The organism is Variovorax sp. RCC_210 (assembly GCF_041355175.1).
In the GTDB taxonomy this organism is placed as follows: Bacteria; Pseudomonadota; Gammaproteobacteria; order Burkholderiales; family Burkholderiaceae_C; genus Variovorax.
The window spans coordinates 168692-181047 of sequence record NZ_JBFUPJ010000004.1 but is presented as its reverse complement, the minus strand read 5'-3'; the positions used below and the strand labels follow the sequence as shown (position 1 = coordinate 181047).

Here is a 12356-nt window from a genome sequence, read left to right as displayed (position 1 = left end):
CTTCAGCGGCGCGGCGCGGGGCTGCGCCGCTTGGGGGCGGAGCGAGGTGTGTCTGCGGCACCCGCAGCACCATCCGCCGCCCCCGCCAGGCGCGCCTTCGCGCCTTCGAGCATCAGGTCCACGCCGACATCGAACAGCGCGTCCGGCCCGGCCCGGCGGTAATGGGCGAAGGCCTCGGCCAGCAGCGGGCGCGAGGCCGCCGCGGCGTCGAGCGCCTGCTGCTGCGCTTCGGCGTCGGGCGGCGTGGCCTGCTGCTCGAGCACGCAGCCCACGGTGTAGCGGCCCAGCGCGATCAGCAGCGTCATCGCCTGCGTCGCCGGCACTCCCAGCTCGACCACCGCGGCGAGCTGGGCCTCGACCATGTCGAGGTCGCCCGGGTCGGGCTCGGAGCCCGCATGCAGACGCGCCCCGTCGCGCCGCGCCAGCAGCGCGCGCCTGAAGCTGCGCGCGTTCTCGCGCAGGAACATGTCCCAGGTTTCGCCAGGCCGCGGCAGCGTGCGCTCGTGCGCGCTGTGCAGGATCTGGCCGTTCATCGCGTCCAGCAGCGCGCGCTTGTTCTTGAAGTGCCAGTACAGCGCGGGCTGCTGCACGCCCAGCCGTTCGGCCAGCAGCCGGGTGCTGAGCTTGTCCATGCCGACCTCGTCGAGCAGCGCCAGCGCCGCTTCGAGGATCGCTTCGCGGTCGAGTTTCATGCCGAAGTGTGTGCGGGTGGGTGTGCCGATGTCATTGCGGCCGAGCATGCCATGCCGCACCCGGTGCTTCACAGGCCGGAATTTATCGCTGATAATTCCTTATCAATGATAAATTCCAACATCAATCCAGGCCCACCCAAGGGCTCGTTCATGGGCGGCAGCCACGCGCACGCGGTGATCCTCGCGATCGTCACGCTCGACGCCGTCGGCATCAGCCTGGTCATGCCCATCGTGCCGAGCCTGCTGCGCGAGGTCGGCCATACCGGCAACCTCGGCTGGCGCTTCGGCGCCTTCCTCTCGCTCTATGCGCTGATGCAGTTCATCTGCGCGCCTGTGCTCGGCGCGCTCAGCGACCGCTTCGGCCGCCGGCCGGTGCTGCTTGTTTCGGTGCTGGGCGCCGCGGTCGACGCGCTGTTCATGGCCTTCGCGCCTTCGTTGTGGATGCTGTTCGTGGGCCGCGCCATCGCGGGCATGACCGGCGCGAGCATGGCGGTGGCCTCGGCCGCCATTGCCGACCTCACGCCCGAGCACCAGCGCGCGCGCTGGTTCGGCCGCATGGGCGCGTGCTTCGGCCTGGGCTTCATCGCCGGGCCGGCGCTGGGCGGCGTGCTCGGCGACCACGGCGTGCGGCTGCCCTTCATCGCGGCGGCGGTGCTCAACGGCCTGACCTTCCTGGCCGGCCTGTTCCTGCTGCGCGAATCGCGCCCGCCGGCGCTCGCGCGGCAGCCCTTCGACCGCGGCGTGCTGCACCCGCTCGCGCCGCTGCGCTGGGCCGCGGGTTTTCCGGCGCTGCTGCCGATGCTCGGCGTGTTCCTGGTGCTCGTGTTGGTGGGCGAGGTCGCGGGCACCACCTGGGTGGTGTACGGCGAGGACAAGTTCGCCTGGAACGGCACCATGGTCGGCCTGTCGCTCGCGGCCTTCGGCCTGTTCCATGCGCTGGTGCAGGCCTTCGTGGCGGGGCCGCTGGTCGAGCGCTGGGGCGAGAGCGCGGCCATCGCCATCGGCACCGCGTGCGACTTCACGGCCTACGCGCTCATCGCCTTCGCCACGCGCGGCTGGATGGCGCTCGCGCTGCTGCCGCTGCTGTGCCTGGGCGGCGTGTGCGCGCCGGCGCTGCGCTCGTCGCTGTCGGTGCGCGTGGGCGAGGCGCACCAGGGCCGGCTGCAGGGCGTGCTCGCGAGCATCACCAGCCTGGCGGCGGTGGTCGGGCCGCTGCTGATCAGCACGCTGTATTTCGCGTACCGCACGACCTTCCCGGGCATCGTGTGGCTCGCCGGCGCGGCGGTGTATGTGCTGTGCCTGCCGGTGATGTTGCGCAAGACCTCGCCGTGACAGGCTGAAACACGGAGCCCGCATGACGGCCCGCTCCACCTTCGGCATACGCAGTTTGTGGAATTTCCTTCGCCGCGCGCACGCGGAAAGATGCGCGGGCCGCAGCTTGCGACGTGTCATCGCCCGAAGGAGCTTCTTTCATGCTGACCGATCTTCAACTCGCGCAGGTCATGCGCAACGCCTCGCAGCGCCGGCGCGCGCTGTTCCTGCAGCCGCTGAACGACGCCATGGCCTCGCACGGCATCGACACGCCGCTGCGCATGGCGGCCTTCCTGGCGCAGCTGGCGCACGAAAGTGGCGAGCTGCAGTTCATGGAAGAAATCTGGGGCCCCACCGCCGCGCAGAAACGCTACGAGCCGCCCAGCGACCTGGCGCGCCGCCTGGGCAACACCCAGCCCGGCGACGGCCTGCGCTTCAAGGGCCGCGGGCCCATCCAGATCACCGGGCGCGCCAACTACAAGACCTTCGGCGACCTGATGGGGCTCGACCTGGTCGGCAACCCGCAGCAGGCCGCCACGCCGGAGGTGGGCTTTGCCATTGCCGGCCTGTTCTGGCAGCGCAAGGGCCTCAACGAACTGGCGGACGCGGGCAACTTCACCGAGATCACGCGGCGCATCAACGGCGGGCAGAACGGCGCGGCCGACCGTGAGCGTTTCTACGCGGTGGCAAAGCAGGTGCTGGGCGCCAGCGCGCCGGTGCAGCGCGCAGGCAGTGCACGGGCCGGCGCCGTTGCAAAGCCCAGTGCGAAGGCCCGCGCGAGCGCCGCCGCCATCGACGCGCTCGTGCGTGGCCCCGAGCTCGTCGCGGCGGACGAAGCGGCGCAGCCCGCCCCGCCTGTGAAGGCGACGAAGCTGGGCAAAAGCAAGGGTGCGGCACAGGCCACGGCCGACGCCCCGGTGCGCGTGCTCGACGCCCGCCCCGACACGCTCGACTTTCGCGACCTCATGTACACCCCATCGCTGGTCGAGGTGCCCACGCACGTGCCGCTGGGCGACTATATGGACCAGGGCGTGCCCATCCTCGACCAGGGCAGCGAGGGCGCGTGCACCGGCTTCGGCCTGGCCACGGTGGCCAACTACCTGCTGTTGCGCCGGCGCGTGGTGCCCGACAACGCGCCGGTGAGCCCGCGCATGTTCTACGAGCTGGCGCGCCGCTACGACGAATGGCCCGGCGAGAACTACAGCGGCTCCAGCGCGCGCGGCGCGATGAAGGGCTGGCACAAGCACGGCGTGTGCGCCGAGACGCTGTTCCCCTACACGCCCGCGAAGAAGAACGACCCGCAGGGCCTCACCGACGCGCGCACGTCCGACGCGCTGCGCCGCCCGCTGGGCGCCTACTTCCGGGTGAACCACAAGGACATCGTGGCCATGCACTCGGCGCTGGCGGAGGTGGGCGTGCTGTACGTCACCTGCACCGTGCACGCGGGCTGGAACGACGTGGGCGCCGACGGCGTCATCACGCAGTCGGACAGCATCACCGGCGGGCACGCCTTCGCCATCGTCGCGTTCGACGACCAGGGCTTCTGGCTGCAGAACTCGTGGGGCGCGTCGTGGGGCCGGCAGGGCTTTGCGCGCATCAGCTACGACGACTGGCTCGAGAACGGCACCGACGCGTGGGTGGCGCGCCTGGGTGCGCCGGTCACGCTGCGCAAGCTGGAGTCGATCGCGTCGGTGCATGCGTCGACCTCGGCGCAGTCGAACGCCTATTCGTTCGCCGACCTGCGCCCGCACATTGTGAGCGTCGGCAACAACGGCACGCTGAAGGCCGGCGGCGACTACGGCAGCACGCCGGCCGAGCTGGCGCAGATCTTCGAGCAGGACATTCCGCGCGTGACCCAGGGCTGGGACAAGCCGCGCATCCTGCTCTACGCGCACGGCGGCCTGGTGAGCGAGCAGGCCGCCACGCAGCGGCTGGCCGAATACCGCCCGCCGCTGCTGGGCGGCAACGTGTACCCGCTGGCCTTCATCTGGCGCACCGACTACTGGACCACCGTCACCAACATCCTGAAGGACACGGTGAGCCGGCGCCGCCCCGAAGGCGTGCTCGACGCCACTAAGGACTTCATGCTCGACCGGCTCGACGACGCGCTGGAGCCGCTGGCGCGCGTGCTCACCGGCAAGTCGGCGTGGGACGAGATGAAGCAGAACGCGCTGGCCGCCAGCGACCCCGGCGGCGCCGCGGTGCTGGTGGCCGACCAGCTGAAGGCGCTCGCGAAGAAGCTGCCCGGGCTGGAGATCCACATGGTGGGCCACAGCGCGGGTTCCATCCTGCTGGCGCCGGTGGTGAAGCTGCTGACCGACCGCGGCCTGAAGGTGGAAACGTGCACGCTGTGGGCGCCGGCCTGCACGGTGGACCTGTTCCGCTCGGCCTACCTGCCCGCGATGCAGAAAGGCTCGCTGGGCAAGATGGCCGTGTTCGCGCTGAGCGACAAGACCGAGCGCGACGACAACTGCGCCAGGATCTACAACAAGTCGCTGCTGTACCTGGTGTCCGCCGCGTTCGAGGCGCAGCAGCGCATTCCGCTGTTCCGCGAGGGCGAGCCCATCCTGGGCATGGAGCGCTGGATCGACGCGGGCCTGCGCAGCACCTTCGAGCAGCTGGGCGCGGAGCTGGTGCTGGCGCCGAACAACGCGCCGGCGGATTCGCAAGGGGCCTCGGGCGCGATGCACCATGGGGACTTCGACGACGACGAGAAGACGGTGATGTCGACGTTCAGGCGGATTGTTGCGGGGGCGGGGGCACCGAGCCGGTCTGCGCGCGGGGTGGCGGGCAAGGCCGGGCGGGCAGTGCGGGCGGGTGTCGCGCGCGCGCAGCCGATGCCGGCGCACGTGGCCGCCGAACGCGACGGCACCACGCCGATGTTCCGCCGCTCGGAGTCGTCGCTGAGGGACCAGCGCACGCTGATCGATTTGAAGACGATGCGCTAGGTGGGGCGGGAGGCTTGTTGCGTCGCGCGGACTTCATCGCCGCTCACCCTCACCCCAGCCCTCTCCCGCAAGCGGGAGAGGGGGCAATGCATCAGGGGCGAATTCGGCGCAGCGGGGGCCGTCGTGTTGTCCCCTCTCCCGCTTGCGGGAGAGGGCTAGGGTGAGGGCCGACGGCCTCACAACATCGCGCGGACTTCACCGCCGCGTGCCCCCACCCCAGCCCTCCCCCGGAAGGGGAGGGAGCAATACATCGGGGACGAATTCAGCGCGGCGGGGTGTGTCGTGTTGTCCCCTCTCCCGCTTGCGGGAGAGGGCTAGGGTGAGGGCCGACTGCCTCACAACATCGCGCGTATCTCATCGCCGCTCACCCCCACCCCCAACCCTCCCCCGGAAGGCGAAGCAGCAAGCCAAATCAACGCTCGATGGTCTTGTTCCATCGCGCGTTCCACGCAGGCCGGTTCGCGTTGATGCTTTCCCAGTCGATGGTCACGGCCGTCTTCATCCACTTGGTGATGTCCGCCACCTGCGCCGCGCCTTCACCCTCGGCCGGGGTCTTGGGGTTGGTCGGGATCTGCGCGCCGTACTGCAGCACGTTGGCCTGCGCCACCGGGCTCAGCAGGAACTCGGCGAGCTTCTGCGACAGCTCGGGCTCGCTGTTGTTGGCAATCACGCACTGGCCCACCATGAGCACCACCGCGCCTTCCTTGGGCGGCGCGTACTCCACCGGAATGCCCTTGGTCTTGAGCGCGGCCACGGCCGTGGGCGTCAGCGGGAAGATGGCCGCCTCGCCGGTCTGCACCATCTCCGACAGCTTGGCCGAGCTCGGGATGTACTCCAGCACGTTCGGGCCGATGGTGGTGGGCCAGGCCTTGAAGCCGGGCTCCACGTTCTTGTCGTTGCCGCCCTGGATGCGGTTGAACATCAGGAAGCCGTGCAGCCCGAAGGACGAGGACGACATCGACTGGAACACCACCTTGCCCTTGTACTTGGGGTCGGCCAGGTCCATCCACGAGGTGGGCGCGGCCCAGCCCTTTTCCTTGAACATCTTGGCGTTGTAGGCCAGGCCGGTCATGCCCAGGCTCACGCCGCTGGCCATGTCGTCCTTGAAGCGCGCGGCCGGGTAGATCTCGCTGAGCGAAGGGTTGGGCTTCTGCTTCTGGCACAGGCCCATGCCGATGGCGCGCACCATGATGCCGTCGTCCAGGAACATCACGTGCATCTGCGGCTTGTCCTTGTTGGCCTGGGCCTTGGCCAGGATGTCGGACGAGGTGCCCGGCACCACCACCACCTTGGCGCCGTAGGCCTTCTCGAAGGCGGGGAACACGTACTGCGAGTACGCCTTCTCCATGGTGCCGCCGTTCATGCCGATGTAGATGGTCTTGGTCTGCGCGAGCGCGGTGCCGGCGCAGGCAAGCAGCGCGGCCATGGCGACGGCGGCGGGGAGGGAGGAAAGAACGCGGGACTTGGCGGTGCGGGACATGGTGATGCTCTCCAATCAAGTTCAGGTGGGGAAATTCAACGTGGGTGACGTGGTGACGTGGGGAACGCAGGGGCGGTTGATTCAGCCGTCCGCAACGGCCAGCGCCTGCGCGCCGGCATGCGCGAAGCGCTCGATGGCGAACGCGTCGATGGGCGTGTCGCTTCGCCCGTCGCGCGCGAGTTCTGCCAGCACCTCGCCGGCGGCCGGGCCGATCTGGAAGCCCGCGCCCGCGAAGCCGAAGCCGTGGAACAGCCCGGGCGTGGTGCGGCTGGGCCCGAGCACCGGTTCGCGGTCGGGCAGGTAGCCCTCGGTGCCGCCCCAGGTACGGATGATGTGCGCGTGGCGCAGCACGGGCAGCAGCTCGACCGCCTGCACCGCCAGCGTGGCGATGGCGTCGTGGTCGGCGCGCGCGCGGTCGGCGTCCAGCGTGATGCCGGTGCCGCCGCCGAGCACCAGGTTGCCGCGCGCCACCTGCCGGCAGTAGATGCCGCCGCCTTCCACGCCCAGGCTCCAGCCCATGAAGTGCGGCACCGGCTCGGTCACCGCCATCATCGGGCTGCGCGCGCGCATCGGCGGGGTCTCGCCGAACTGGCTGGCGATGGCACCGGCCCAGGCGCCCGCGCAGTTGAGCAGCACCGGCGCCCGCACCTCCAGCGTGCCGGCGTCCTGCGCCGACAGCACCGTGGCGCGCACGGTGAACAGCGCGCCGTCGTGCGCCAGCTCGTCGACGCGGTGGCGCTCCAGCACCTGCGCGCCGGCGCGCCTCGCGGCCAGTGCGAAGGCCGGCGACACCAGGCGCGGATTGGCCTGGCCGTCTTCCAGGCACAGCGAGCCGCCCACGGCGCGCGTGCCGAGCCAGGGGCATTCGGCACGCAGGCGCGCGGCGGAAATCAGCTCCAGGCCCAGGTCGAAATCGCTGCTCATCGCGCGGTAGCGTTCCAGCGAGGCCATGTCCGCTTCGCTGCGCGCGATCTTGAAATGGCCCGAGCGGATGTACTCGCCGTCGGTGCCCAGCCGCGCGGGCAGCTCGCCCCAGATGCGGTGCGCGCGCTGCGCCAGCGGCAGCTGGCTCAGCGGGCGGCCCTGCCGGCGCACGCCGCCGAAGTTCACGCCGCTGGAGCGCGAGCCGCACAGGTCGCGCTCCAGCAGCACCACGCCCAGGCCCATGCGGCGCAAGGCCAGCGCGGCGGACGCGCCGACGATGCCGCCGCCGACGATGGCGACGTCGGTCTTCAGTGTCCTGGTGCCGCTCATGCGCCGCTCCCTTCGGCGGGCACCAGCCGCATCGGAATCGGCTTGATCGGTGCCTGTCCGCGCAGGCGGCCGACCTGCTGCAGCGGCTGCTGCGTGGCGTGCGCCAGTATTTCCGCCGCCGCCACGCCGCACATGCGGCCCTGGCAACGGCCCATGCCGACACGCGACAGCGCCTTCAGTCGGTTGATTTCGTCCGCGCCCTGCACGGCGACGGCTTGGCGCAGCGTGCCGGCGGTGATGTTCTCGCAGCGGCAGACCACGAGCTCGTCGGGTGCGTGCGCGCCCCAGTCGTCCGGCACCGGAAAGGCGCGCTCCAGGCCCTGGCGGAAAGCGCCGAGCCTGTGCAGCTTGCGTTCGAGCTCGGCGGCGCGCGCGGTGTCGGCCGCTGTGTCGGTCGCGATGCCCGCGTCGGCCAGCAGCGCCAGCGCGGCGCGTTCGCCGGCCCACTCGGCGGCGTCCGCACCCATGATGCCGGCGCCGTCGCCCGCGAGGTACACGCCCTCGACGCTGGTGCGCCCCGCCGCGTCGCGCACCGGCAGGTGGGCGCGGTGCATGGGCGCGTAGTCGAAGCGGCAGCCGAGCAGGTCGGCCAGCTGCGTTTCGGAGCGCAGCGCATAGCCGAAGCCGACGGCGTCGCAGGCCAGCGTGCGTTCTTCGTTGCCATTGCCCGCTTGCCAGGCCACGCCAGTGACGCGCCCCTGCGCCTCGTCGCCGAGCACGCGCAGCGGGCGCACGCCGCTGTGCAGCGCCACGCCGTGCGCGCGCAGCCAGCCGACGTAGTACACGCCCTTGGCGAACACGGCGGGCTGCGACAGCATCGCGGGCGTGGCGGCCAGCTGGTCGGCCAGGCGCGCAGTGTCGAGCACCGCCGCCACCTTCACGCCGGCCTTCGCGTATTGATAGGCCACCAGGTACAGCAGCGGCCCGGTGCCCATGAACACCACGCGCTGGCCGATGGCACAGCCCTGGAACTTGAGCGCCACCTGCGCGCCGCCCAGCGTGTACACGCCCGGCAGCGTCCAGCCCGGCACGGGCAGCACGCGGTCGGTGGCGCCCGTGGCGACGATGAGGTGGCTGTAGGGCACGCGGCGGTTGCCGCGCGTGGGGCCGTGCATCACGTCGAGCACCTTGTCTTGCGCGCTCCACACCAGGCTGTCGGGGTGGTGGTCGATGCGGCCCTGCAGTCCGTCGAAGGCGGCGTGCAGCGCATCGGCGCGCGGCGCCTCGAAGCCGTAGAGCGTGCGTGTGCTGCGCTGCGCCAGCCCCGCGGGCGGGCGCCGGTAGATTTGCCCGCCGGCGCGCGCGGCCTCGTCGATCACCACGGGCCGCAGCCCGTGCGCCACCAGGGCCTGCGCCGCGCGCACACCGGCCGGGCCGGCGCCGACGACCACGGGGCGAAGTGCTTCGGCCGTGCTCATGCGCCGCTCTTTCCGGTGACCAGCGCCATGCCGGGCGCGATGAAGGTCGAGCAGGCGCGCAGGCGCTCGCCCTCGCCGGTGGCGATCCAGCAGTCCTGGCAGGCGCCCATCATGCAGAAGCCCGCGCGCGGCAGGCCGCTGAATTCGTTGCGCCGCAGCTGGGCGCCTTGCGTGAGCACGGCGGTCAGCACGGTGTCGCCGGCCAGCGCGCTGGCCGGCGCGCCGTTGAGCGTGAAGCGCACGCTCTCGCGGCCGGCGGCCTCGGCCACGCGGTGCAGCAATGGATGTGCATGCGATGTCGTCATTTGCTGCGCCCCACGAGCACGCGGTCCAGCCCGTACACACGGTCGAGCAGCACCATCGCAAAGGCCGTCACCGCCACCATCAGCGCCGACACCGCCGCCATCAGCGGGTCGATGGACTCGGTGGCGTACATGTACATGCGCACCGGCAGCGTCACCGTGCTGGGCGAGGTGACGAAGATCGACATGGTCACCTCGTCGAAGCTGTTGATGAACGACAGCATCCAGCCGCCGGTCACGCCCGGCAAAATCATCGGCAGCGTGATGCGGCGGAACACCGTGGCCTGGCTCGCGCCCAGCGACAGCGCGGCCTGCTCGGCGCTGCGGTCAAAGCCCACCAGCGCCGCCACCACCAGCCGCAGCGTGTAGGGCGTGACGATGAGCGCGTGCGCCATCACCAGCCACGCGAAGCTGCCCGTGCCGCCGACCAGCGCGAACAGCCGCAGCAGCGCCACGCCCAGCACCAGGTGCGGCACGATGAGCGGCGAAAGGAACAGGCCGTTCAGGAAGTTGCGCCCCGGAAATTCGTAGCGCGTGATCGCCATGCCCGCCGGCACCGCCAGCAGCGTGGCGATGGTGGCCGAGCTCAGCGCGAGCCACAGGCTGTTCCAGAACGACTGCATGAAGTCGGGGTGCGCGAACACCGCGCGGAACCAGCGCAGCGAGAAGTGCGTGGTCGGAATGGTCAGCGTGTTCTCGGGCGTGAACGCCACCACGCACACCACCACCAGCGGCGCGAGCATGAAGGTGATGACGAGCGCGTTGAACGCGAGGGCGATGGGGCCGTTCTTGGTCATGGTGCCTCCCGCCGGGCCGCCCCAAGGGAGGCACGCGCCCCCTCGGGGGGCAGCGAATACACGAAGTGATGGAGCGTGGGGGTCATGTTCAGCCCAGCGCTTTCTTGTAGCGGCCTTCTACGAGGCGGTTGTAGCTGAGCATCACGACCAGGTTGGCTACCAGGAGCACCAGCGCCACGGCGGCGCCCAGGGGCCAGTTCAGTTCACTCAGGTACTCGTCATAAACGATGGTCGCGACCATCTTCAGCCTGCGTCCGCCCAGCAGCCCTGGAATCGCGAACGAGCTCGCGGCCAGGCCGAACACGATCAGGCTGCCCGAGAGAATGCCCGGCATCACCTGCGGCAGCACGATGCGCCGCAGCGTGGTGAAGGGCGTGGCATTGAGCGAGAGGGCGGCGTTTTCCACGCCCGGGTCCAGCTTCTGCAGCGAGGTCCACACCGGGATCACCATGAAGGGCAGCATGACGTGCACCAGCGCGATGACCACAGCCGCGTTGGTGTACAAAATTTTCACCGGGCCGATGCCCAGCAGGCCCAGCAGCCCGTTCACCGCGCCCTCGGGCCCGAGCAGCATGCTCCAGCCGAAGGCGCGCACCACCACCGACACCAGCAGCGGCGCCAGCACCACCAGCAGGAGCACCGAGCGCCACGGGTTGCGCATGCGGCTGAGCACGTAGGCCTCGGGCGCGCCGATCACCACGCAGATCAGCGTGACCAGGCCCGACACCCAGAAGGTGCGCCAGAAGATGCCGAGGTAATAAGAGTCGGAGAACACCAGCGCGTAGTGCGCGAGCGTGAACTCACCCGCCTTGGGGCCGGTGGCCGGGTCGTACACGTTGAACGACAGCACCGCCGTGAGCGCGAGCGGCACCACCAGCAGCGCGGTGAACAGCAGCAGCGCCGGGGCGGAAAGCCACCAGGGGGTGGCCGTGTGCTTCGAGGTGCTCATGCCGCGACAGCCTTCGCCGGCGCACCCGCGGTCGCACCCGAGGGCACACCCACCGGCACATCCGCCGGCAGCAGGCGCATGCAGTGCGCGGGCCAGTCGATGCCGGTGCGGGCGCCTTCCTCGAGCGCGTCGCGCCCGTCGTTGGGGCTCAGCACGGTGAGGTCGCCCACGGGCGTGGCCACGCGGTAGAGCCACTGGCTGCCGAGGAAGAAGCGCTCCTGCACCTCGCCGTCGATGCGGCCGCGGCCCGTCGGCACCAGCTGCAGCTTCTCGGGCCGCACGCTCAGCAGCGCCGAGGCGTCGACGCAGAAGCCGGTGTCGTCCTCCACGTCGAGCGAGAGCGTGCCGACCTCCACGCAGGTGCGCGTGGCGCCGCTGCCGGACACGCGGCAGTCCAGCAGGTTGGCCTTGCCCACGAAGGTGGAGATGAAGCGCGTGCTCGGGTGCTCGTACACGCGCTGCGGGTGGTCGATCTGCGTGGCGCAGCCGCCCTCCATGACCACCACGCGGTCGCTGATGGACATGGCCTCGCTCTGGTCGTGCGTGACCATCACCGTGGTGGTGCCGACCTTGCGCTGGATCTGCCGCAGCTCGAACTGCATTTCCTCGCGCAGCTTGGCGTCCAGGTTGGACAGCGGCTCGTCCAGCAGCAGCACCGGCGGCTCGATGACCAGCGCGCGCGCCAGCGCCACGCGCTGCCGCTGGCCGCCCGAGAGCTCGCGCGGGTAGCGCGCGGCGTGGGCCTCCAGGTGCACCAGCGCCAGCGCCTGCTTCACGCGCTCGGCGCGCTCGGCCTTGGGCATCTTGCGCATCTCCAGGCCGAAGCTCACGTTGTCGGCCACCGTCATGTGCGGGAACAGCGCGTAGGTCTGGAACACGATGCCCAGGCCGCGCGTGTTGGCCTTGGCGTGCGTGATGTCCTTGCCCGCGAGCTCGATGCGCCCGCTGCTCACGGCCTCGAAGCCCGCGATCATCTGCAGCGTGGTGGTCTTGCCGCAGCCCGAAGGCCCCAGCAGCGAGACGAACTCGCCTTTTTCCACCGTGAGGTTCATGGCCGACACCGCGCGGGTGGCGCCGTAGAACTTGGTGACGTCGGTCAGCCGAAGGAATGACATGGAGGCTTGCCTTTCTGCGGGGGGCGAAAAGATGGCCTTGGGCACCACGTTTCAAGTTGGTGCAGGCCATGGACAGCGTGCTGCGTTCAA

General features: G+C 70.6%; 10 protein-coding genes. 2 read left to right on the top strand and 8 right to left on the bottom strand.

Features of this window, described 5'->3' with window-relative positions:
- Positions 1–2: 2 nt before the first annotated feature.
- Positions 3–692 carry a tetracycline resistance transcriptional repressor TetR gene (gene tetR, locus AB6807_RS15675; protein ID WP_371085304.1) on the bottom strand — a complete coding sequence of 230 codons (690 nt, stop codon included), beginning with the start codon at positions 690–692 and terminating at the stop codon, positions 3–5.
- Positions 693–842: 150 nt separating this feature from the next.
- On the opposite strand from tetR, the gene tet reads away from it, so the two are divergent.
- Positions 843–2024, top strand: coding sequence for a Tet(A)/Tet(B)/Tet(C) family tetracycline efflux MFS transporter (gene tet, locus AB6807_RS15670; RefSeq protein ID WP_371085431.1), 1182 nt, complete (start codon positions 843–845; stop codon positions 2022–2024).
- Positions 2025–2164: 140 nt separating this feature from the next.
- Positions 2165–4951, top strand: coding sequence for a C1 family peptidase (locus AB6807_RS15665; RefSeq protein ID WP_371085303.1), 2787 nt, complete (start codon positions 2165–2167; stop codon positions 4949–4951).
- Between the two features lie 412 nt (positions 4952–5363).
- Here AB6807_RS15665 and AB6807_RS15660 read toward each other — a convergent pair whose 3' ends face one another.
- The 7 genes from AB6807_RS15660 to AB6807_RS15630 all read right to left on the bottom strand — a co-directional run bounded on the left by AB6807_RS15660 (position 5364) and on the right by AB6807_RS15630 (position 12266).
- Complete coding sequence (locus AB6807_RS15660; protein WP_371085302.1) at positions 5364–6431, bottom strand: ABC transporter substrate-binding protein; 1068 nt, start codon at positions 6429–6431, stop codon at positions 5364–5366.
- Positions 6432–6512: 81 nt separating this feature from the next.
- Complete coding sequence (locus AB6807_RS15655; protein ID WP_371085301.1) at positions 6513–7685, bottom strand: NAD(P)/FAD-dependent oxidoreductase; 1173 nt, start codon at positions 7683–7685, stop codon at positions 6513–6515.
- On the bottom strand, positions 7682–9103 hold the full coding sequence (locus AB6807_RS15650; protein ID WP_371085300.1) for an FAD-dependent oxidoreductase: 1422 nt from the start codon (positions 9101–9103) through the stop codon (positions 7682–7684). The genes AB6807_RS15655 and AB6807_RS15650 overlap by 4 nt, the downstream gene beginning before the upstream one ends.
- The gene (locus tag AB6807_RS15645) at positions 9100–9408 is read right to left on the bottom strand and encodes a (2Fe-2S)-binding protein (RefSeq protein ID WP_371085299.1); all 309 of its coding nucleotides are present in this window, start codon (positions 9406–9408) and stop codon (positions 9100–9102) included. Before AB6807_RS15645 ends, AB6807_RS15650 begins: the two co-directional genes overlap by 4 nt.
- Complete coding sequence (locus tag AB6807_RS15640; protein ID WP_116911461.1) at positions 9405–10202, bottom strand: ABC transporter permease; 798 nt, start codon at positions 10200–10202, stop codon at positions 9405–9407. Before AB6807_RS15640 ends, AB6807_RS15645 begins: the two co-directional genes overlap by 4 nt.
- Positions 10203–10290: 88 nt before the next feature.
- A complete protein-coding gene (locus AB6807_RS15635; protein WP_371085298.1) occupies positions 10291–11151 on the bottom strand; it encodes an ABC transporter permease in 861 nt (286 codons plus the stop codon).
- Positions 11148–12266, bottom strand: a complete 1119-nt coding sequence (locus tag AB6807_RS15630; protein WP_371085297.1) for an ABC transporter ATP-binding protein — start codon at positions 12264–12266, stop codon at positions 11148–11150. The genes AB6807_RS15635 and AB6807_RS15630 overlap by 4 nt, the downstream gene beginning before the upstream one ends.
- Between the last annotated feature and the right edge of the window lie 90 nt (positions 12267–12356).